Here is a 21,604-nt window from a genome sequence, read left to right as displayed (position 1 = left end):
GCACTTAAACAAATACACTATCTTGATGATCAATGAGGTCTAGTGTTAACGTATGGACTATCTAAGGAAAAGGGTGGTACCATAACATCAAAGGTTTTTATGCTCTCTTCGTTCAGAAATTCATATTTACCCTGCATTATTCCTGATGGTGTATTTAAGTATGTTCCACTTGTATATTTGAATACCTCTCCAGATTTTATTACAGGTTGTTCTCCAATAACACCAAATCCGGCAATTTCATTTATTTTGCCCTTATGATCTATTATTCGCCAATAGCGACTTAATAATTGAATGGTTGATGAGCTTTTATTTTTTATCTTAACATTATACATCCATACGTAACAATTTTCATAAGGAATGGATTGCTCTTCAATGTAAATTGGCAAAACTGTAACTTCAACAGAATTAGTAATAAGTGTGTATTTCATGGTCATCGTAAAGTGTTCATGATAAAAATTTAACACACTTCAATTATACACTTTTTTCATGGATTTTCCAAGCATATTATCGTACTCTAACTAGGAAGTATTAATTTACATGATGAACAAAACAGATCCACTGGATAAAAAAGTGATAGGAATAATAGGAAGTGGGCAATTGGGTAAAATGACTGCTATCGCTGCAATAAAACTTGGGCACAAAACGCATATTTTTGCCAGTGCTAAAAACGATCCAGCTTGTTCTGTTGCTGATGACTTAACAATAGCAGACTTCTGTGATAAGAGAGCACTTGAATCTTTTGCACAGAGTGTGGATTTAGTCACTATTGAGTCTGAAAATATTCCATGTAGTGCAATTGATATTGTGTCGCAGCATACAGATTTTTATCCAGGCAAAAAGGCATTACACATTTCGCAAAATAGGCTGAGAGAGAAAGATTTTATTAGAGATTTAAGCATAAAAACTGCTGATTACAAAAGTATACAAAATTATAATCAGCTACTAGAAAGTAGTGAAACTTTTAGCTATCCAGTGAGGCTAAAAACAACAGAAATGGGTTATGATGGAAAAGGACAATATGTGATTGAAAATGATTCTGAACTGAAGCAATTTGCTTCCTTCGATTGGAATAAAGAGTACATTCTTGAAGCAAGTGTTGATTTACTGAAAGAGGTTTCAATAGTCGTTGCAAGAGATAAAAACGGTAAAGTAGCTTTTTTTCCCATAGCAGAGAATCACCACGTTGACGGAATACTTAATACTTCAATAGCACCAGCTAAAATAGATAATAAATTAGCCCAAGAGGTACAAAAAACTGCAGAGAAAATAGTAACTGCGCTTGATGTAGTAGGAATTCTAGCTATTGAATTTTTCATCACTCAAAATCATGAATTACTAGTTAATGAACTGGCCCCAAGACCCCACAATTCTTGCCACTGGAGCTTGGATGCATGCAACGTTAGTCAATTCGAGCAGCTAGTTAGGATAATATGCGGGCTATCTATGCAGGAAGTAGTATTACGCTTTCCTTGCATGACAAAAAATATAATAGGTAATGATATATATAATTCTCACAAATATTTGAGCAACGAAAAAGCTAGTTTAACCATATATGGGAAAAAAGAGGTTAGGGACAAGCGTAAAATGGGACATGTCAATATAGATTTAAGTTATTGAGCTATAAATGCTCTTTGATCAAGATCTCCAAGATCTGCACTATATTTAGTGCTGCACCTTTGCGTAGATTATCAGCTACTATCCACATATTGAGCCCATATTTTATGGTACTGTCTTGTCTGATACGCGATACATATACAGCATCCTCCTGTACAGTATCAATCTGAGTCGTATATTCACCGTCTTCACGCCTATCGTACACTAAAATTCCACTATCTTCGGCTTCACTGAGCATTTCACGAGCTTCCTTTTCAGTTATATGCTGATCAAATTCTACATTTACCGCAATAGCGTGTCCAATAAAGACAGGCACTCTTACACAAGTTGTAGTCACTTTTATATTCTCTCCTAAAATTTTTTTTGTTTCCTCTTGCATTTTCCATTCCTCTTCTGTAGAGCCATCTTCCATGAACCCTCCTATATGGGGAATGCAATTAAATGCTATTTGCTTAGGAAATATTTCAGATTTTTTAGCTTCGTTCATGAATATTTTTTTTGTCTGGTTGTAGAGTTCATCCATTGCTGCTTTACCTGCACCAGAAGTTGATTGATAAGTTGAAGCAACGATTCTCTTTATTTTTGCTTTTTGGTGCAATAAATGCAATGCCAACAACATCTGTATTGTAGTACAATTTGGGTTAGATATTATGTTGTGATTCTTATATTCCGTAATTTTATCTTTATTGATCTCTGGAATAACTAGTGGCACGCCTTCTTTCATCCTAAAACGAGAGGTATTATCTACGACAATACATCCAGCTTCAGTTGCAATCGGTACGTATCTCTCGGAAACATGAGACCCAGCACAGAAAATTGCTATATTAATTCCAACAAAATCGTAGTTCTCAAGGTCTAAGACAGTTAATTCTTCATCGCCGAAACTTACCTTTTTTCCCTCTGATTTTTTTGATGCAAATACAATAACAGAATCTATTGAAATTTTTCCTTCGTCTTGAAACTCGGCAAGCGCGCTTAATACCTCACGCCCTACTCTTCCTGTTGCTCCAATAACAGCAATTTTATATCCCATTAGATAAACCTCTGACTTTAAAGCTATATTATATTTTTACTGATAAAATTTACAATTACTTTAATATTTTTCCCTTGCAATTAACCATAATTTAGTTATAATTATAAGATACTAGTAATATTGCATGGTAGAATGGAATGAGTAAAAAACATGATGACACTAAGGTCAAACCTACAGTATCTGAATTTCAAAAGCCTAAAAAAGTCAATAGATTAGAGATTCAAAATGTTCTTTCGAAAAAAAGCAAGACAGCGATAAATTTTGATGATAAAAAGTATGGTGTGAAAATTTCTAAGATAGACCAGCATCTTTCAAACAAGAAGCAAGAATCTTTTGGATTAAGAGATTTTTTAAGTTCAATACCAATAATGGGAAGATTTTTAGTGAAAATTTTCACGCCTGAAAAAGAAGAGTATAAAAAACTGCAATCGCAAATAGGTCTTTCTAATAAAGCAAAAAATGAGATCTACATAGATAATAAACGCACAGAAGAAGTAGGTAGCAAACTTGAGAATGGTAATATTGAACAAGTAGATAAAGAGAAAAAAAATCTTGGCCCATAAATATTAACCATTTACAGTGTATCTCTCACTACTGAATTTGTTGCACAGAAGTTTTGCAGTACCAAAATAAATAAATGGGTATGCCACTTGCAGTGAACAGGCTCGAAATCAGCAGAGTACCTACAGGGGTTTCTAATATCACCCAACAACAAAAGGTTGTTGCTATGCTACCAATTAAAAGCTTATAACAACTCCTCTCCTGTATAATAACCTTTAGAAAGGCAAAACAGCACGCAAGATAAACGAACAAAAATGAAATTACAGAAAAGTCAATAATCGACGTAATCTGCTGGGCAAAATTGTTGTTTGAAGTGAGAATTAGTAAAATTGCAGTTCCAATTGAACTAACTGTTATTCCCCAAAAAGGAGAGCCATGCTTGTTCCTTTTAGCAAAGAATTTTGGCATTAGTCTATCTTCTGCAAGACCAAAAGCAACTTGTCCACTAGATAAAACCCAAGCGTTTAGACTGCCAACACAAAAAATGAATGCAACTATAGAAACAATTAAATGCCAATTACCAGAAAACATAATTTTTATCGCATCAACATATGGTGCTCTTGAACTTGCTAAATTGTTGCCATTGATCAATCCCATAATTGCAAAATTGTTGATAAAATATATAACAGCAACACAAACTGTGCCAAGCACCACAGCTTTTGGTATAGTTTTAGCTGGATTATCAACTGACCCTGCAGGTGCTGTTGCCAATTCAAGTCCAATAAAACACCATAAAGTAAGGAGTGTAGAGCGGGCAAGAATTTGCGATGTTGTAAAACTTAATATTTCTTCACTTATGATAAAATTATTTCTATCGAAAAAAAACAACGCTGCTACAGGTATTGCAAGCAATACAGCAACCTTCACAACCGTGAGCAGAAACTCAACGTGCCCTGCAGTAGCTATTCCCCTTAAATTTATTAATGTAATGATTGTAAATAACAACAGCTCTAAAAATAAACGTATACTTTTGATATCTTCATGGAAAAATGGTGTAAGATAGCCAACACCCACAACTATTAAAGCTGTTGTACTAACCCATGAGATTACCCAATATGTCCAACCAACAAAGAACGCTGCAGCAGGACCAAAAGTATGTTTCACATAAACGTGAGGACCTCCTGTTTCTGGAAACTTTGCACATAGCGTAGCAAAAACTAGCGCAAGAGACACAGCACCAGCTCCTGATATCATCCAACTTATAAGGCTATAAGCGCCATATGGAGCAAGGCTAATTGGAAGCATAAAAACCCCAGAGCCGATCTGACTACTAATGACTAAAGCAAAAACAGCCCAAAAACCTATTTTATTTGACACAATACCTCTTAATTCTATTAATGTAAGCCAGTAGTATAGCTTAAGAATTTTAGCAAATAAAAAATTTAAGTTAAGTTTTTAGTTTATGATACCAAAGTAGATAAATAAGTGTTCCGCTTAAAGGGAATAGACTTGATATTAACAATGTTTTTATAGAAGTCTCGTATATTATCCAACAGCAAAAAGATACAGCCACACCTCCAATTAAAAATTTGCAGTAGCTTTTGTCTTGTATATTAACTTTGAGAAAAGCAAGGCTACATGCTAAGTAGATAAACAAAAATGACACCACAGAGATATCAATTATTGAAGTTACTTGCTCAGCAAAACTTTTGTTTGACGTTAGGATAAGTAAAACTAACACCCCCAAAGTACTGAGTATTATTCCCCATAATGGAGCATCATGCTTATTTTTTTTGCCAAAAAATTGCGGCATTAACTTGTCTTTTGCAAGGCCTAAGGTGACCTGTCCATCAGCTAAAAACCAAGCATTTAAATTACTTACAGAAACGATAAAGGCAACAACAGAAATAATTAAATGCCAATTACCAGAAAACATAATTTTTATCGCATCAACATATGGTGCTTTTGAACTAGCTAGTTCATTACCACTTATCAATCCCATAATTGAAAGACTATTGATGAAATATATCACAGCAACACAGACTGTTCCAAGCACTATAGCTCTTGGTATTGTCTTAGCTGGATTATTGACGGATCCTGCAGGTGCTGTTGCTGATTCAAGTCCAATAAAACACCATAGAGTAAGGAGTGTAGAACGAGCAAGAGTTTGTGATATTGTAAAGTTTGATACTTCCTCGCTTACAATAAAATTATTTTTATCAAAGAAAAACAACCCTGCGATAGGTATTGCGAGAAGTGCAATAATTTTAACAATGGTCAGCAGAAGCTCAACATGCCCAGCAGTAGTTACTCCCCTTAAGTTTATTAGCATAATAGCTAAAATCAATGTTATTTCTAAAAGCAAACGTATATCTTGTATATCATTATGAAAAAGTGGGGCTAAATAACCGATACTTGCAATTGTCACAGCTGTTGAGCTTACCCACGAGCTTACCCAATATGTCCAGCCAACAAAAAAAGCTGCTGTAGAGCCAAAGGCATGTTTCACATAAATATGAGGACCACCCGTTTCTGGAAATTTTGCGCAGAGTGAAGCAAAAACTAAAGCAAGAGATATAGCACCAAATCCTGATATAACCCAGCTTATGAGGCTATAAGCGCCGTATGGTGCAAGGCTAATTGGGAGCATAAAAATTCCAGAGCCGATTTGGCTACTGATCACCAAGGCGAAAATAGCCAAAAAGCCTATTTTATTTGACACGACAATGTTTAATTTTTATCTGAATATATTAACAATATAGCTGAAGCTCGAAAATTTCAATTGATCTTTTTTGTATAAAAATTTGCATTTTTTTAATTTAAGCATATAATGACGAGTATATTAATAGGTTATTAAGAAGTGGTTTATGAATCCGAGGTTAAAAACATTTTTGGTTGTTTGTGGGTATGTTCTATTAGTTGGTGCTGCTATTGGAGCAATTTTTTTATTTGACTACTTACTTGAGATCTTTATTGATGCGCTTTATGCATTCCTTCTTGCCAAAACTTCAAGTGAGGTGTTAGCTGCTTTTGGAACACTTGCAGTTTTACTTGCCACTTGTGTTTTGTGCTACGGACTGCATAAGCTCTGTTCTATTTTTACAGAAAAGATTACAAGTAGCTATCAATCTTTCAAAAATGAAAATAGTGATGATAACATTTTTTCTGAAGTATATAATGACCCGACAATAGGGTTGAAAGATAAGATTTTATTTTTTTCTATATACTCAATATATTGTATCCAATTACCATTTTTGTATTGTTCATCGAAGATATCAGAGCTTAGCAGAACATTATCAAATAGTAGAGCGTTGGGTCTTAGAATATGTTTAGTGCTTATTAATACTATATTATTGATCCCAGTAGCACTTCTTGAGTTAATAAAGTATCCATTAATAAAGCTCTTCTCGCCTCTGGGTTTAAGTGTAAAGCAAATGAGCTTTTTGTTTAATGTAAGTGATGTAGGTACTGGCAGTCAGAGCGTCCATACTAGTAGTTTTGAGTATAGCATTCTCCAATGCGCTCAAGATTTAAAGCAGAAATTTGGGAATCAATCAAATGTACTCAATAAAGAGTTTGAAGATTACATAAATAATTCAGATGAGTTGACAGGGAATCAAAAAGAACAATTAAAACTTTATCTTAACTTTAATGGTTCCAATGGAGCAACTTATAGAGAATCAAGAACTGAATTAACGCTAACACAAACTGCAAACTTAGTTTTAGCTGCAGCCAAGAATCAAAAGTTAGATGTAGATTTACTAAAATGCATGTTACTCATGCGTTTACAAGAAGGAAGTGGTGCATGTCATCTTGGAATGTTTAATCGTATTATTTATTCGCTTAGTTGCCTTGAAGCAAGAAATAACTTTACAGTTGAGGTAAATGCTCAAGTATACGAAAGAATGCCAAGCATTACGGAAGAGTTTCTCAACCATTATGAAAGCAAAAAGATGAAGATTTTAAAGAATAATTTTAACAATTTCTACTTTGAGAATGGTATGGATCCTGAAGTAAAAGATAGTATGGGTAAGTTGATGGAAGAGGCAAAGCAATTTGTCTTTAATAAGTTGTATGTCGATTACTATAATAGATATGGCCAAGAAGTTGGAAGGGGTCCTATAAAGCAGAAATTGAAAGAACTAATTACAGATGAGGATATCAAGGAAGCAGTAAGTGCTGTAATAGATAATATAGAAATCCCTGAAAAACCATCTACTTATCTTGAAAAGATGAAAGCATTTTTTGCAGGGCATACAAGATTCTCTGCTGCTTAAAGCTCTAAGACTTGTCTAAATTTTGATTGTGAGTTAGGCGTGAAGCTAAAATTGATATTTACAATTAACTCACAGCAACCTAGGTGATGGCAATCTGGCCGCCTTCTAATTTTTCCTTATTGATTTGTAGCAGGTTCTTTGTTATGGTTATGAAAAGAAACTTCAAACCTCATTAGTATACTTTGATAGGTGAGTGTTAAATATGATAATATTGATAACAAATGATGATGGTTTTGACAGTGAAGGAATAAGACTACTTAAAGAAATTGCACACAATTTTGCATCGGAAGTATGGATAGTGGCACCAGATACTGACAGGAGTGGATCTGCAAGATCTCTTGATTACCCAGTGAAACAATCTATTAGAATAAACCAACATAGTGAAAGGGAGTTTAGTGTGTCTGGTACTCCCGCAGATTGTGTTATTATCGCGTTAAATAAAATTATGAATAAGAAACCAGACTTAATATTATCTGGAGTAAATATTGGATCAAATGTCGGAGATGATATTTGTTATTCAGGCACAATTGGTGCTGCAATGGAAGGTGCTGCAAGATCTATACCTTCTATTGCGCTGAGCCAAGTTTATCATGGTAAAATAGACTGGAACAATACAAAGATTTTTGCACCAAAGGTTATTGCCAAGCTAATGAAAGTTGGTTGGCCTAAAGATATAGTGATGAGTATAAATTTTCCTGCTACAGAAAAAGTGAAAGGGGTCGAATTTGCTGAACAAGGTGAATATAACATTGATGGTGATTTAACTTTTACTGAAAACTTGAATGGTTCTTTGAGCTTAAATTGGTCTCGAGAGCACTCAGGCAATGGTAGTATAAATAAAATAAAAGGAGGTTTTATTACTATTACACCAATAAAATTAGATTTTACAGATTATGATATATTAAATGCTATGAAAAATTCTTATGCAGAGGAATTTTCTTCTATAGCTAACACTCCTATTGCTTCTGATTAGATATTTTCTACGATTTTATCGCGAGCAATCATTTTTTCTTCACCCGTGTCCATGTTTTTAATTTTTAAAGTTTTACTGCTTAGCTCTTCATCACCAAAGATTAATACAACTTTTGCATTTGCTTGATTTGCTTTTTTCATTCGGGTTTTTAGAGTTCCACTATGTTCATAAGCTACGTATAAACCATTCCTGCGTAATTCATTTGCAAGTGTTAGAGCATGTTCTCCAGCCTCTCTACCAATTGGAATTAGGTAAATAGGTCGCTCTTCTTTCGGAGAATAATTGATTAACTCCATTATGCGTTCAATACCTCCTGCAAATCCTATCGCTGGAGTGTGTTTTCCACCTACTGAAGATACTAGATTATCGTATCTTCCACCGGCAAAAACTGCCCCTTGTGCACCTAAATCTTCTGTGACAAATTCAAATACTGTGTGACAATAATAGTCTAGACCTCGAACTAATTTGCTATCTACAGTGTAAGGTATGCCAAGAGCTTGCAGTCCATTTAACACCTGGTCAAAGAAATATGAAGATTCTTTTGTATAATAATCACTGATTTTTGGTGCGTCAGAGATTATTTCTTTATCTGTCTTATCCTTAGAGTCTAATATTCTGAGTGGATTTTTAATCAATCTATTTTGACTATCTTCTGATAGGTCATTTTGAAACTTTTTTAAATACGATATCAAAGCTTCTCTATATTTAGTTATTGTTTCACCATCGCCCAAAGAATTAATTTCTAGTTTTACATTCCTATTGATGCCAAATTCAGTTAGTAGGTGCTGAGCAAGTGATATCAATTCAATATCAACTCTTAGATCTTCTATACCAAAAACCTCAAAATTTATCTGATGAAATTGTCTTTGTCGTCCTTTTTGTGGTCTTTCATAGCGGAATGTAGGTCCTGTTGAGAATAATTTTATTGGTGTTTGCAGTTTTTTTTCAATGAGTAACCTAACAATAGCTGCAGTGAACTCAGGACGCAGAGTTATGCTCTTTCCCCCTTTATCAATAAAAGTATACATCTCTTTAGTGATAATATCTGAGCTATCACCTAAAGTCTTTGTAAAGACTTCTGTGTATTCAAATATCGGAGTTTGAACAGTTAAAAAGCCGTATAAACTTGAGATTCTATTTGCTGTTTGCTCTATGTATTTAAATTTATACCATTCATCAAACAGAAGATCTTTCGTTCCTCTAACTGTTTGATTAGTCATAGCATAGTCTCTATACCTGAAACTTCTGGTATGTGATAGCTTAGCATATTCTGCACTCCTTGTTTTAAGGTAATTGCAGCACTTGGGCACCCAGAGCAAGCTCCTTGCAGTTCAACGTAAACTATTCCGTATTTATAGCCACGGAACTTGATATCACCACCATCTTGAGCAACTGCAGGTTTAATATAACTTTCCATCAATTCTTTTATTCTATTTACAATTTCTATATCATTTTCATTAAAGAATTCTTCCTCTAGCATTTTATTATCACTTACTCCTTCTTTATCAAATGCTTTTCCACCAGAAGTAAAGTGATCCATAATTGTAGTTAAAATTTCCACCTTTACTATATCCCAATTCATTCTATCTGATTTTGTTACCGAAATAAAATCATGACCAAAAAATACTCTTACAACATGTTCTATTTGAAAAAGATTTACTGCTAGTTTGGAGTTCTTTATTTCATCTGCATTTGAAAAATCAGCTGTTTCTCCTTCGCTCAGAATTTCAAAACCAGGAAGAAATTTCAGCGTGTTTGGGTTTGGTGTTTCTTCAATCTGGATAAACATGTTATTTACCATGACAATTATAATTGTTACTATTTAATCATAAAATGATAAAAAAATATACATGTCATTCATCTTCTTCCTTTTTTTGATATTCACAATAATCACGTTTGTTTTACCTAGCGTTGTTGTATTATTTCTCTTTTTGGCAAAGAGAAATAACATAAGTTTTATGATGAACTCTATATTAAGTAAGTTTTTGAACGAATTTAACAGCAGTAAAAGTTACACCAAAAATTACACTGGTGATAATATGTCCAAAGATGAAGCATTAAAAATACTGGGGCTGAATTCCGAGGCAAGCCAAAATGAAATCAATAAGGCATACCAAAATTTAATGAAACTGGTCCATCCAGACAAGGGAGGATCGGAATATTTTGCACAAAAGTTAAACGCAGCACGTGATAGGTTGATGAAGACCTAATTTTAACCATTGTTTTCTCTGTAAATTTTGCTTGTACATATTAAGTTGCATGATATAAAGCCGGAAACATTATTCTTTAGGAGGTATTTGATGAAAAAACTTGAGAGATTGAGAAAGAATTTATTTGCGGCTATAGATGAGCTTAATATTAAGAAAGTTAAAAGATATGTTAAAAAGGCAAGATATATAAATGAAGAAAAAGAGATTATTAATGGTAAAAAAGATGGTATGGCACCTATACATCTTGCTGTTTATAAAGGTAGCTTAGAGATAGTGCGGTTTTTGCTTAAAAATAATGCTAATATTAATGCTGTTAGTGATGGATGTCTTGTTCCTTACTCGTACGTTACTACCATGAGTAGCAAAACAGAAATAAAAGAAATGATATATCATTGTACTAGTAGTACCACTTCCCAAGTAATACAAGGTTTTACAGCTTTACACTTAGCCTTTTTTTATTGTCGATTAGATATCGCGAATCTTCTGCTCAATAATAACATTATTAATGTTAATATTAGAAATGCAAATGGCAAAACGGCATTTGAGGTTATACCAGGTTATGAAAGTTTTTGCAGTGATGGCTGTGACATGAGCAAAATATACTTAGATTTATCAAAATTTCATAAAAATAATTGTACAGAACTATTACTCTCTGCTAGAATAAATACTAAGTTAGAATTAGAAGCTGTTGATACTCCAGATGCAGCAAGTAGTACAGCGAACCCTTTCTCAGCCTCCACCAGGGCAAATACTAAGATAGGATTGGAAGCTGTTGATACTCCAGATCCTGCACCAAGCAGTGCAGTAAAACCTTTTTCTTTTATTAATAGTATATTTAGTTGGGTAACCACTGCCACACTCAATGGCTTATTCAGCAGTGCTCCTACTTTACTTCCTGCACAGCAATCTGTTGATCACTTGGCTGGTAGCCCAATTGGTTCTTCACAAGTTGATTTTAATGCAACAGCTCTACTAGTTGATGTAGTGGTCAAAAAGTTCACAGGGAAAAAGTATTCAAGGCTACTGGACAATCCACCTCTGACAAGACTTTCTATTATAGAAAAAAAACTCGAGACGGCAATTAGTAGTTGTGAAAAACTTTATCAATGTCCTGAAAGTTCATTAAGCAATTTTACGATATCTAAAGGTATGCATCAAAAGTCCCTTTAAATCAGTTAAACTAAGCACTCTAATTCGAGTGCTTAGTTTACAAAACTTATCCCTTATTTCCTTTTCTAAAGCAGATTGCTTCTCATTAAGAGCAAAAAAATTTGAATAATGAAGCTCAGCATATTTTGTACAAAAGTTAACGTGGTAGGTTGCTGAAGACCTAATTTTTAATTATTGAAATTTTTCTCTGTAAATTTTGCTTGCACATATTAAGTTGCATGATATAAAGCCGGGAGCATTCTCTTTTAGGAGGTATTTGATGGAAAAACAAAAAATAATTGAGATTTTAGGAAGAAAATTAGTTTCTGCTATAAGCAGAGGTGATTTTCAGAAAGTTAAAGAATGTATTAAAGAGATAGAGTATAAACAAATAAAAAATGAAGTTTTGAATTATGAAAGATACTATATGAAACCTATACATCATGCTACTCTCTTGGGTAATTTAAAGATATTAGAGTTTTTATGTAACAGCGGTGCTGATGTTAATACTACTATTAGTAATCGATATTTGAGTACTCCCTTGCACATTGCTGCTAGACATGACAAACTAGAAATAGCAAAGTTTTTACTTGATCGTGATGCTAACATCAATGCTACAAATTATAAAGGCTTTACACCTTTGTACTTAGCATCTAATGATTGTCATTTAGATATGGTAAAACTCCTACTCTGTAGAGGTGCTGATGCTAGTATTCAAAGTCGTTACGGCAAAACAGCATTAGATGTTGTTGGAAATGCTAGAAAAGATGAATGTAGTAGTAGTGAAATTCAAAAAATAGAATCTGTATTGAGCAGTGCTACTGAAGCTGACTGTGAAGCAAAATTAACTTCTATAAAAGCAGGTATTAAGGTAGGGTTAGACGCTAACAAGGGCACAGATTCGGTAAGTAGTGCAGCGAGTATTCAATTATCCCCTACCAAAGCAATTAAGATAGAATTGGAAGTTAGTAATACCAAAAACTTGGCAAGTAGCACAGTGAACTCTTCCTCCACTCCTACCAGAGCAGATTTTAAAGAAGCTAGCAGCATCACAAGCGGCGCAGTAAAACCTTCTTCTTTTATCAATAGTATATTTAGTTGGGTAACCACTGACACACTCAGCGACTTATTCAGCAGTGCTCCTGCTTTACCTCCTGCACAGCAATCTGTTGACCACTTAGATGGTAGCCCAATTAGTTCTTCACAAGTTGATTGTAATGGAATAATTCTGCTAACTGCCGCAGCAATAAATAAGTTCACAGGAAAAAAATATTCAAGGACACTGGACAATTCACTTCTCACAATAGAAGAAATTAGAGAAAGAAAGCTTAACACTATAGAAAAAAACTTCGAGACAGCACTTAGTAAGTGTAAAAAACTTTATCAATGTCCTGAAAGTTCATTAAGCAATTTAACGATATCTAAAGGTATACATCAAAAGTCCCTTTAAATCAGTTAAAATAAGCACTCAAGCTTGAGTGCTTATTTTCGTATAATCCTCTTTAAGTTTAAGCTCTTATATGTTGGGAATAAGCTGCTACGAAATTTAAGTAAATTAAGGAAACTTATAGCGTTTTGTACAAAAACTAAATGTAGCACGGTATACACAATGAAATAAATAATCTCTTGCGTTGTGGAATTTCTTTAGCTTTACATATAAATTTTACTAGTATATGCATAAATTATGTGATATACAATCAAAAGTTTTACTCTTTAGGAGGGGTTATGGTTACAAAAACAGAAGTTGAAAAATGGAGAGACGGGCTACGTTCTGCAGTAAAGGAACATGATTTTCAAAAAGCTGAGAAGTATATTAGAGAAGGAAAGACACATACTACTAATGTTATTAACTCTAAAGATAGAAATGGTAACTCACCTTTATCGATTGCTGTTAGTAAACAAGATTTAGAAATGATGAGGTTTTTAATTGAGAATGGCGCAGATGTTAATATTGAGGACTTTTTTCGTGTGCCTCCTATATACTATGCTGTTACAAAGGGCACCACAGAAATGATAGAGCTTCTAATCGATAAAGGAGCAAGCATTAGTGGTTATTTTTCATATGCTGATAAAAAACGCACTCTTGTAGGTTGGGTTATAGACAAGAATAGTCCGGAAAAAGTGGAGGTCTTACTTAAACATGGTGCTAGCTCAAACGGCAAATTTGATCTTCTTGCTTATTCACAAAATTCATGCCTACATGCTGCTATTGAAAAAAACTACTCAAGAATAGTTGAGCTTCTTATTGAATATCGTGCTAATGTCAATGTTCAAAACGAACAGGGACAAACACCTATATATTTGGCTATTAGTTCAAAATGTCCAAAAATAATTAAGCTATTATACGATAATGGTGCTGATATTGATAATGTTAAGAATATAAGGAACGAGACACCATCAGATTATGTTAAGTTATTTTATCCAGGTAAAACGATAAAAGAAATTGCTGCAGAGGCAGAGAGTATCAATGTAAATCCAGATCCTGCACCAAGCAGTGCAGTAAGGCCTTCTTCTTTTATTAATAGTGTATTTAGTTGGATGGGAACTTCAACAACTGCTGCACTCAGTAGCTTATTTCAGAGTGCCCCTGCTTTACCTCCCGCACAGCAATCTGTTGCACATTTGACTGGAAGCCCAATTGATTTTTCGCAAGTTGATTTTAATGGAACAGCTCTGCTAGCTGACGTGGTAATCAGAAAGTTTATCGGGAGGAAATATTCAAGACCATTGGATGATTCACTTTTGACATTGGAGCAAATTAGAGAAAGAAAGGTTAGTGCTATAGAAAGGGATATTAAGATGGTAATTAGTGAGTTTGAAAAACTTGATCAATGTCCTCGAAGTTTATTAAGCAATTCAACAATATCTAAAGGTGTATGTCATCAAAAATCCCTCTAAATCAGTTAAAACAAGCACTCAAGTCTTAGTGCTTGTTTTCGTGAAATCTATTATTTAAATTAAACTTTTTATTGTGCGTTGTAGGTAAGTTGTTACAATAAAATGAGTTAAGATGAAAAAACTTTAAGTTATGGAAGATGATAGCAAGAAAGAAATAACAGAAGAAAAAGGTATATTAGGTTGGATAGAGTATAGACTGCCTATATTTTCTTTTCTAAAACATACCGCTTCTTATCAAGTACCAAAAAATTTAAATTATGCTTGGAATTTTGGTTCTTTGGCTGGTATAGCACTAATTTTGCAGATAATAACAGGTATATTTCTTGCCATGCACTACACTCCGCATGTTGATCATGCATTTAATAGTGTGGAGCGTATAATGCGTGACGTAAGTTATGGATGGCTGATACGTTATACTCATGCTGTTGGGGCGTCACTCTTCTTTATGGTGGTCTATGTTCATATCATGCGTGGATTATATTACGGATCTTATAAGAGACCGCGAGAAATGGTGTGGTTTATTGGCATATTTATATTTTTTGCAATGATGGTAACTGCCTTTATGGGGTATGTTCTTCCATGGGGACAAATGAGCTTTTGGGGTGCAACAGTTATAACTAACTTATTTTCAGCCATACCTTTAATTGGCAATAAAATAGTTATATGGTTGTGGGGTGGTTTTTCCGTTGATAACCCAACACTTAATCGTTTTTTTGCCCTTCATTATCTTCTGCCCTTCATTATTATTGCTTTAGCTATGTTGCATGTTGTTGCTCTACATAGATTTGGCTCTAATAACCCAAGTGGAATAGAAGTAAGGTCAGGTAAGGACACTATTCCTTTTTATCCTTATTATATAGCAAAGGACTGCATAACTTTTGGTTTATTTTTTATAATTTTGTTTGGATTTGTTTTTTATGCCCCTAATTATCTTGGTCATCCTGATAATTATATAGAAGCTGATCCTATGGTAACTCCAGTACACATAGTACCAGAGTGGTATTTCCTACCTTTTTATGCGATGTTGCGCTCAATTCCAAATAAGCTTATTGGTGTACTTACCATGTTTGGATCTATTTTAGTTTGGTTTCTTTTGCCTTGGCTTGATAAATCAAAGGTTAAAAGTGGTGCTTATCGCCCATTATTTAAGAAATTTTTTTGGGTTTTTGCAATAAATTTTGCATTTCTTGCTTGGCTTGGGGGGCAGGAAGTTAAAGAGCCTTATATTACTTTAAGTAGGCTCTCAACTCTTTATTATTTTTCATATTTTGTGATAGTTTTACCTTTACTTAGTAAGTATGAGAAACCAAAAAAATTACCAAAAACAATAAGCGATTCCGTTCCGGAGATGAAGTGATGCTGTTGGTTAAAGTTGCTGTATTTTGTATATTATTTCTCACTAATTCTTTGTCTGCAGAGGAGTTTAAACCTTTACCAAATAAGAAAATCGACTGGAGTTTTGATGGAATTACTGGATCTTTCGATAGAGAGTCAATTCAGCGTGGCTATAAAGTATACAAGGAAGTCTGTGCTGCTTGCCATTCAATGAATAGAATAGCGTTTCGTAATTTGCAAGATGTTGGTTTTTCTGAAGAGGATGTAAAACAAATTGCAGCCTCTTACCAAGTTAAAGATGGTCCGAATGATTTGGGTGAAATGTTTGATAGACCGGGAGTGTCTTCGGATTATTTTATTGCACCTTTTGATACAAAAGAAGCAGCTGCAGCAAGCAACAATGGAGCAATTCCACCGGACTTATCATTAATTGTCAAAGCAAGACATGATGGTGCAAATTATGTCTATTCACTACTAATTGGTTATCAAAACGGTGAACATGATGAGAACGGTTTATATTTTAATCCATATTTTTCAACAGGCAGGTTAGCTATGGCACCACCACTCTCTGAAGGAATGGTAGAATATGATGGTACAAGGCAAGCCACAGTTGAAAATATGGCATATGATGTGGTAAATTTCTTACAATGGGCAGCAGAGCCAGAACTGGAGCGCCGACATAAACTTGGGCTAAAAATAGTGACATATTTTATAACTTTGACGGTATTTTTTGTTCTCACTAACAATAGAGTTTGGAGCCAACTCTATAAAAAAGGAAAATAGAACTTCATTTACGCTCGTTTTTATACCTTACTCATAATATCATGTGTATTATGTAATGATAAATATATTATGAAAGTATAGGGATTATGGCATTTCAAATAGTTACAAATTTTCAGCCAGCTGGGGATCAACCACAAGCAATAGATAGTTTAGTTGAAGGACTAAATAACAAAAAAAGAGATCAGGTTTTACTTGGAGTAACTGGCTCTGGAAAAACTTTTACTATGGCAAATGTTATTGCAAGAACAAACAGGCCTGCGTTAATTATGGCGCATAATAAAACTTTAGCGGCACAGCTTTACGAGGAGATGAGAGGATTTTTCCCCCACAATGCTGTTGGATACTTCATTTCTTATTATGATTATTATCAGCCTGAGGCTTATTCGCCACAAACAGACACTTATATTGAAAAAGACTCTTTAATAAATGAAAGAATTGATATGCTACGCTATTCTGCTATATGCTCTCTTTTGGAGCGTAGGGACACGATTGTAGTTGCGAGTGTTTCTTGTATATACGGTCTTGGTTCGCCTGAGAGCTATCTCAGCATGACCTTGACTTTAAGTGCTGGAGATAAGATTCATGTTAATGACTTTCTGAATAATTTAGTTAATCTCCAATATAAACGTTCTGATGTCAGATTTGAGCGAGGATATTTCAGAGTGCGCGGCGATATTATTGATATATTTCCTGCCTATTATGAAAATAAAGCTTGGCGTTTATCATTGTTTGGTGATGAAATAGAGGAAATTTCTGAGATTGATGCCATGAACGGCAATATTATCAGACGCATAGATACAGTCACCATTTTTCCAAATAGCTATTACACTACATCACGTGAGACTCTTTTGCAAGCAGTTCAATTGATTAAAAAAGAACTACATGAACGCCTGGATTATTACTATTCACAGAACAAAATTGTTGAAGCAAAACGCCTTGAGCAGCGTACTAATTTTGATATTGAAATGATGATGGCAACGGGAGTGTGTAAAGGTATTGAAAATTATTCGCGTTATCTTTACGGAATGAAAGCTGGAGATCCACCGCCTACATTGTTTGAGTATTTACCTAAAGATGTAATTTTATTTGTTGATGAAAGCCATGTAACCGTTCCCCAGATAGGTGCAATGTATAGCGGTAATGAAGCACGTAAAAAGAAATTGATAGATTATGGTTTTAGGCTACCTTCTGCTTTTGATAACCGTCCATTAAAATTGGAAGAGTGGGAGGCAATACGGCCACAGACTATTTACGTTTCGGCTACTCCAGGAAAATATGAATTAGAAAAGACTAATCACGCATTTATAGAGCAAGTTATCCGCCCAACAGGACTGACAGATCCCATCTGCATCATAAAACCAACAGGGAGTCAGGTTGATGATGTGATTCATGAGGCACAAGTGACGATAAAAAAAGGGTTTTGTATTCTAATTACCACATTGACAAAAAAAATGGCTGAAAAACTAGCTGAGCATATGAGTGAGCTCAGTATGAAAGTAACTTACCTACATTCAGATATTGGTGCACTGGAAAGAATTGAAATTATATGCAAATTAAGATCTAAAGAAATAGATGTTCTTGTTGGCGTTAACTTGTTGCGGGAAGGTCTTGATATTCCCGAGTGTGGATTAGTTGCAATTTTAGATGCTGACAAAGAAGGGTTTTTACGATCAGAGACTTCGCTCATTCAAACGATAGGTCGTGCTGCACGAAATGTTGAGGGCAGAGTAATTTTATATGCAGACAAAATTACTAATTCTATGGATCGTGCACTGAAAGAAACTGAAAGGAGAAGAAAGAAACAGACAGAGCATAATACACTGCATAATATTGTACCAAAAACTATAATAAAGCCTATATCAAATACTTTACAGGAAAAAGTGGTAGTTGAGAATTTTAGTCAGGATGATCTAAATAGTCTGAAAAAGCAAATGTTGAAGCATGCTGAAAATTTAGAGTTTGAAGAGGCGGCAAAAATAAAAGGTATTATTGAAAGATTTAATAATAGGCCCGTTGCATAACTAGAAAAAAGATAAATAATTAATAGTTAAACTGACTTTGATTTACCAACAATTGAAAGAACATCATTCGAGTGGCAGAAAAATGAGCCAGTTCATGATAATTTCAAATTTTCACCTTTTATCTTATAGGTAATGATTGTTGAACTTATTTCTTTCTCGAGATTATGTACAAACTCTAACAAATTAAATCTCACAACAAATTTGTTGTTTCATAGCTTTTATATCATACTATAATTGCAATTGTTTTAACAATAATCAGAGCCTAAAAGAGGTTTATTATCAATGGACTATTTATAAAAAATCTTATGGAAAATAAAGCTTGGTTCATTTGGCTCATCAGTAACTTGATTGTTGTATTCAGCAATATGCAGATAATCTACACCTTTATAAGCGTGAATCTTGAAAAAGAACTTGAGCTCACAATCGCGCAAGTTGCACTAGCTAATTCAGCATATACTTGGACTTTTGCTATCTCACAATTTTTTAGTGGGGCAATGTTTAATGTTTTTTCCAGCAAAAAAATTTATTTTTTCTCATTGTCAATCATGCTCTTTGGTTTTTTTGTCCTTATCAAGAGTGACAATTTTGCCCATTTAATTTTATCTCAATTTTTGATCGCAATTGGAGCATCGTTTGGTTTTATTGGCGCTGCTCATGTAAGTAGCACATATTTTCCCCTTACTCAATTTGGACTGATGTTCTCACTAGTGCAGACAATTTCAAGTCTTTCTGCTTTGATGATTCAAATGTGCTTCTCTAGCTTGCTTGCCGAAGGTGCAGATTGGAAAAATCTTATTGTATGCGTAATATTATTTGGCGTATCGATATTTGTACTTATGTTTTTTTATCCGAAAGGACTTTCAAAAAAAAATTTGGGGGAATACACAATAAAGAGCTCTATAAAAACAGTAATATGTTCTGTACTAACAGTGCTAAAATTAAGAGATATCTGGATAACCTCAATAGTGGGTGCTATTACTTTTGGAACATTTTTAGCGCTTAATATGCTGTGGGCACCAAGGTTACTAAGCAACTTAGAACTCAATACAATGGAGTTAGGTGTGGCAACTGCAATATTGTGGCTTGGTCTTGCAGTTGGTGCTCCAATTGCAGATCTAATCTCAAATCTATTTAAAAATAGAAGGCACGTAATCTCTGCTTTTGCCACATTGCAAAGTATTTCAGCTATTATTTTACTGTGCGGCAATTTAACAGTTCATATTATATACTTTTGTATGTTAATGTTTGGTTTTTTTGCAGGAGGACATATGCTTAATTTTACTGTTGGTAGTGAGGTTGTTGAGCAGAAGTATATTAGCACATCATCATCCATTATCAATGGATTTATGTTTGTTATGAGTGGAATTTTAGTGTCAATTTTAGCACTTTTTTCAGATCATCAAATGGCGCTTTTCACAATATTTGCAATGTTAACATTTGCTAGTATTTTTAATTATGCTACAAAAGAAACATACTATAAAAATAAAGTAGCTGAATCTTGAGTCGATTGTTATATTATATTAACATACTGTAATAAATTATGACAACAAAAGACACAACAGTAACTAAGGCAACAATAGCTGAATGTATAAATCAGGAAATTGGATTATCGAAAGAAGACTCTATTGCAATAATAGATGATATATTGGATGAGATAAAAACGAGCTTAGCAAAGGATGGAATAGTAAAAATATCTTCATTTGGAACATTTTTGGTTAAAAACAAGAAAGAAAGACCAGGAAATATACCAAAGACATCGGAAAGGGTAGTAATTCAAGCGAGAAAATCAATTTCTTTTAGACCTTCAAAAATGATGAAGAAATTAATAAACAACCGATGAATAAGGAAAAATTATTTTACACAATTGGAGAAGTAGCTGAAGAACTACATTTGGAGCAGCATGTTTTAAGATTCTGGGAAAGTCAATTCCATCAAATTAAACCCATAAAACGGAAGGGAAGAAGACTATATGATCATAAGTGTATAGAGGCAATAAAGAAAATAAAATATATGCTATATGACAAAGGATATACAATAAAAGGAGTACAAAAGGAATTTGGTAACGATGTAAGAATTGATCATTATTCAAGAAATTTGTTGCAAGAACTTACCGATTTAAGAGACTATTTGACTGATAAAATAAATGAAGAAAGTAATAAATAGACGAAAAACACTATAAAGTTTTGTGAAAGTTGATATATCTAGAGATAAGTGTATGTGTCGTATAGCATTGTTCTTTATATTATCAGCAATACTGATAAGCTGTGGCCTGCAAAAACCTGCACCTGTACTACTTAAAGGCGAAGAATTTTATGGAAAAAGAGACCTAGAGTACACAAGGGAGTATCATTTGATTAAAGAAAATGTTGATTCTTCGCTGCGAAAAGAAAGTAGAAAAGCCTTTGTAGATAAGGTATATAACAATAATGCACAAAGCATGTGTAAATTTGTAATACCGGTTAAAGGTGCAGTTACCTCTTCTGATAAAATATGTCAAGATGGCATAAAAATTACTGCTCAAAGTGGAACAAAGGTTATTGCTTCTGCACCTGGCAAAGTAATATACGTAGGCAAAGGCCTGAGGTGGTACGGAAATTTAATTATAGTGGAACATAAAGATAATTACATGACTATGTACTCCTATTTAAAAAACATACAAGTTGAAATTGGTGATAAAGTAAAACAAGGTCAAGTAATTGGATCTGCAGGTAAATCAAGCACACAAGATAAAGATCCGCAGATGTGTTTCACAATAAGGCATAATGGTCAAGCAGTCGATCCTTTAGTACATATAAACTGTGATTGAATTT

Annotated in this window: 21 protein-coding genes; 15 read left to right on the top strand and 6 right to left on the bottom strand. The window is 34.0% G+C overall.

Going from position 1 to position 21,604, the window contains the following annotated elements:
- Window positions 1-29: 29 nt before the first annotated feature.
- Window positions 30-434, bottom strand: a complete 405-nt coding sequence (gene apaG, locus OM967_RS04850) for a Co2+/Mg2+ efflux protein ApaG (protein WP_211907489.1) — start codon at window positions 432-434, stop codon at window positions 30-32.
- 106 nt (window positions 435-540) lie between these two features.
- Between apaG and OM967_RS04845 the strand changes: the two genes are divergently transcribed.
- Window positions 541-1,617, top strand: a complete 1,077-nt coding sequence (locus OM967_RS04845) for a 5-(carboxyamino)imidazole ribonucleotide synthase (RefSeq protein ID WP_211908734.1) — start codon at window positions 541-543, stop codon at window positions 1,615-1,617.
- 1 nt (window position 1,618) lies between these two features.
- On the opposite strand, the gene OM967_RS04840 is transcribed toward OM967_RS04845, so the two are convergent.
- Complete coding sequence (locus tag OM967_RS04840) at window positions 1,619-2,647, bottom strand: aspartate-semialdehyde dehydrogenase (protein WP_211907490.1); 1,029 nt, start codon at window positions 2,645-2,647, stop codon at window positions 1,619-1,621.
- Window positions 2,648-2,784: 137 nt separating this feature from the next.
- Between OM967_RS04840 and OM967_RS04835 the strand changes: the two genes are divergently transcribed.
- The gene (locus OM967_RS04835; protein ID WP_264337719.1) at window positions 2,785-3,210 is read left to right on the top strand and encodes a hypothetical protein; all 426 of its coding nucleotides are present in this window, start codon (window positions 2,785-2,787) and stop codon (window positions 3,208-3,210) included.
- A 28-nt stretch (window positions 3,211-3,238) separates the two neighbouring features.
- On the opposite strand, the gene OM967_RS04830 is transcribed toward OM967_RS04835, so the two are convergent.
- The gene (locus OM967_RS04830) at window positions 3,239-4,525 is read right to left on the bottom strand and encodes an APC family permease (protein ID WP_264337718.1); all 1,287 of its coding nucleotides are present in this window, start codon (window positions 4,523-4,525) and stop codon (window positions 3,239-3,241) included.
- 70 nt (window positions 4,526-4,595) lie between these two features.
- Window positions 4,596-5,870 carry an APC family permease gene (locus OM967_RS04825; RefSeq protein WP_250120101.1) on the bottom strand — a complete coding sequence of 425 codons (1,275 nt, stop codon included), beginning with the start codon at window positions 5,868-5,870 and terminating at the stop codon, window positions 4,596-4,598.
- A 145-nt stretch (window positions 5,871-6,015) separates the two neighbouring features.
- Between OM967_RS04825 and OM967_RS04820 the strand changes: the two genes are divergently transcribed.
- Window positions 6,016-7,425, top strand: coding sequence for a hypothetical protein (locus OM967_RS04820; protein ID WP_264337717.1), 1,410 nt, complete (start codon window positions 6,016-6,018; stop codon window positions 7,423-7,425).
- 202 nt (window positions 7,426-7,627) lie between these two features.
- Window positions 7,628-8,398, top strand: a complete 771-nt coding sequence (gene surE, locus OM967_RS04815; protein WP_250120102.1) for a 5'/3'-nucleotidase SurE — start codon at window positions 7,628-7,630, stop codon at window positions 8,396-8,398.
- Here the strand turns inward: surE and hisS are convergent.
- Window positions 8,395-9,618, bottom strand: a complete 1,224-nt coding sequence (gene hisS, locus OM967_RS04810; RefSeq protein WP_211907496.1) for a histidine--tRNA ligase — start codon at window positions 9,616-9,618, stop codon at window positions 8,395-8,397. The genes surE and hisS overlap by 4 nt on opposite strands.
- Window positions 9,615-10,187 (bottom strand): NifU family protein, encoded by a 573-nt coding sequence (locus OM967_RS04805; protein WP_211907497.1) that lies wholly within the window; start codon window positions 10,185-10,187, stop codon window positions 9,615-9,617. The genes hisS and OM967_RS04805 overlap by 4 nt, the downstream gene beginning before the upstream one ends.
- 169 nt (window positions 10,188-10,356) lie before the next feature.
- Here OM967_RS04805 and OM967_RS04800 point away from each other — a divergent pair, with 169 nt between their 5' ends.
- From OM967_RS04800 to OM967_RS04750, 11 genes are all read left to right on the top strand, one after another.
- The gene (locus OM967_RS04800; protein WP_245609393.1) at window positions 10,357-10,608 is read left to right on the top strand and encodes a J domain-containing protein; all 252 of its coding nucleotides are present in this window, start codon (window positions 10,357-10,359) and stop codon (window positions 10,606-10,608) included.
- A gap of 90 nt (window positions 10,609-10,698) precedes the next feature.
- A complete protein-coding gene (locus OM967_RS04795; RefSeq protein WP_264337716.1) occupies window positions 10,699-11,778 on the top strand; it encodes an ankyrin repeat domain-containing protein in 1,080 nt (359 codons plus the stop codon).
- 259 nt (window positions 11,779-12,037) lie between these two features.
- Window positions 12,038-13,207: an ankyrin repeat domain-containing protein gene (locus tag OM967_RS04790; RefSeq protein WP_250120105.1), complete on the top strand. Its 1,170-nt coding sequence runs from the start codon at window positions 12,038-12,040 to the stop codon at window positions 13,205-13,207.
- 275 nt (window positions 13,208-13,482) lie between these two features.
- Window positions 13,483-14,655: an ankyrin repeat domain-containing protein gene (locus OM967_RS04785; protein ID WP_264337715.1), complete on the top strand. Its 1,173-nt coding sequence runs from the start codon at window positions 13,483-13,485 to the stop codon at window positions 14,653-14,655.
- A gap of 130 nt (window positions 14,656-14,785) precedes the next feature.
- A complete protein-coding gene (locus OM967_RS04780) occupies window positions 14,786-16,012 on the top strand; it encodes a cytochrome b (RefSeq protein ID WP_264337714.1) in 1,227 nt (408 codons plus the stop codon).
- Window positions 16,012-16,773 (top strand): cytochrome c1, encoded by a 762-nt coding sequence (locus OM967_RS04775; protein ID WP_211907501.1) that lies wholly within the window; start codon window positions 16,012-16,014, stop codon window positions 16,771-16,773. The genes OM967_RS04780 and OM967_RS04775 overlap by 1 nt, the downstream gene beginning before the upstream one ends.
- Before the next feature lie 86 nt (window positions 16,774-16,859).
- Window positions 16,860-18,794 (top strand): excinuclease ABC subunit UvrB, encoded by a 1,935-nt coding sequence (uvrB, locus tag OM967_RS04770; RefSeq protein ID WP_211907502.1) that lies wholly within the window; start codon window positions 16,860-16,862, stop codon window positions 18,792-18,794.
- A gap of 305 nt (window positions 18,795-19,099) precedes the next feature.
- On the top strand, window positions 19,100-20,296 hold the full coding sequence (locus OM967_RS04765) for an MFS transporter (protein ID WP_250126895.1): 1,197 nt from the start codon (window positions 19,100-19,102) through the stop codon (window positions 20,294-20,296).
- Between the two features lie 38 nt (window positions 20,297-20,334).
- Window positions 20,335-20,634, top strand: a complete 300-nt coding sequence (locus tag OM967_RS04760) for an integration host factor subunit alpha (RefSeq protein WP_211907504.1) — start codon at window positions 20,335-20,337, stop codon at window positions 20,632-20,634.
- Complete coding sequence (locus tag OM967_RS04755) at window positions 20,631-20,957, top strand: MerR family transcriptional regulator (protein ID WP_010402982.1); 327 nt, start codon at window positions 20,631-20,633, stop codon at window positions 20,955-20,957. Before OM967_RS04760 ends, OM967_RS04755 begins: the two co-directional genes overlap by 4 nt.
- A 52-nt stretch (window positions 20,958-21,009) precedes the next feature.
- Window positions 21,010-21,600 (top strand): murein hydrolase activator EnvC family protein, encoded by a 591-nt coding sequence (locus OM967_RS04750; protein ID WP_007302156.1) that lies wholly within the window; start codon window positions 21,010-21,012, stop codon window positions 21,598-21,600.
- Window positions 21,601-21,604 lie beyond the last annotated feature (4 nt).

This window comes from Wolbachia endosymbiont (group B) of Dolichovespula media (assembly GCF_947179505.1).
Lineage (GTDB): Bacteria > Pseudomonadota > Alphaproteobacteria > Rickettsiales > Anaplasmataceae > Wolbachia.
Note: the sequence above shows the minus strand (reverse complement) of the source record. Positions and strands in the feature narration are given on the sequence as shown.

Excerpts from the sequence above, each read along its gene's own strand:
- apaG (WP_211907489.1), bottom strand. The coding sequence starts at position 434 with ATGACCATGAAATACACACTTATTACTAATTCTGTTGAAGTTACAGTT.
- OM967_RS04765 (WP_250126895.1), top strand. The coding sequence starts at position 19,100 with ATGGAAAATAAAGCTTGGTTCATTTGGCTCATCAGTAACTTGATTGTT.
- OM967_RS04775 (WP_211907501.1), top strand. The coding sequence starts at position 16,012 with ATGCTGTTGGTTAAAGTTGCTGTATTTTGTATATTATTTCTCACTAAT.
- surE (WP_250120102.1), top strand. The coding sequence starts at position 7,628 with ATGATAATATTGATAACAAATGATGATGGTTTTGACAGTGAAGGAATA.
- OM967_RS04760 (WP_211907504.1), top strand. The coding sequence starts at position 20,335 with ATGACAACAAAAGACACAACAGTAACTAAGGCAACAATAGCTGAATGT.
- OM967_RS04800 (WP_245609393.1), top strand. The coding sequence starts at position 10,357 with ATGATGAACTCTATATTAAGTAAGTTTTTGAACGAATTTAACAGCAGT.
- OM967_RS04845 (WP_211908734.1), top strand. The coding sequence starts at position 541 with ATGAACAAAACAGATCCACTGGATAAAAAAGTGATAGGAATAATAGGA.
- OM967_RS04750 (WP_007302156.1), top strand. The coding sequence starts at position 21,010 with ATGTGTCGTATAGCATTGTTCTTTATATTATCAGCAATACTGATAAGC.
- OM967_RS04780 (WP_264337714.1), top strand. The coding sequence starts at position 14,786 with ATGGAAGATGATAGCAAGAAAGAAATAACAGAAGAAAAAGGTATATTA.
- OM967_RS04790 (WP_250120105.1), top strand. The coding sequence starts at position 12,038 with ATGGAAAAACAAAAAATAATTGAGATTTTAGGAAGAAAATTAGTTTCT.
- OM967_RS04840 (WP_211907490.1), bottom strand. The coding sequence starts at position 2,647 with ATGGGATATAAAATTGCTGTTATTGGAGCAACAGGAAGAGTAGGGCGT.
- OM967_RS04805 (WP_211907497.1), bottom strand. The coding sequence starts at position 10,187 with ATGTTTATCCAGATTGAAGAAACACCAAACCCAAACACGCTGAAATTT.
- OM967_RS04835 (WP_264337719.1), top strand. The coding sequence starts at position 2,785 with ATGAGTAAAAAACATGATGACACTAAGGTCAAACCTACAGTATCTGAA.
- OM967_RS04755 (WP_010402982.1), top strand. The coding sequence starts at position 20,631 with ATGAATAAGGAAAAATTATTTTACACAATTGGAGAAGTAGCTGAAGAA.
- uvrB (WP_211907502.1), top strand. The coding sequence starts at position 16,860 with ATGGCATTTCAAATAGTTACAAATTTTCAGCCAGCTGGGGATCAACCA.
- OM967_RS04820 (WP_264337717.1), top strand. The coding sequence starts at position 6,016 with ATGAATCCGAGGTTAAAAACATTTTTGGTTGTTTGTGGGTATGTTCTA.
- OM967_RS04795 (WP_264337716.1), top strand. The coding sequence starts at position 10,699 with ATGAAAAAACTTGAGAGATTGAGAAAGAATTTATTTGCGGCTATAGAT.
- OM967_RS04785 (WP_264337715.1), top strand. The coding sequence starts at position 13,483 with ATGGTTACAAAAACAGAAGTTGAAAAATGGAGAGACGGGCTACGTTCT.
- hisS (WP_211907496.1), bottom strand. The coding sequence starts at position 9,618 with ATGACTAATCAAACAGTTAGAGGAACGAAAGATCTTCTGTTTGATGAA.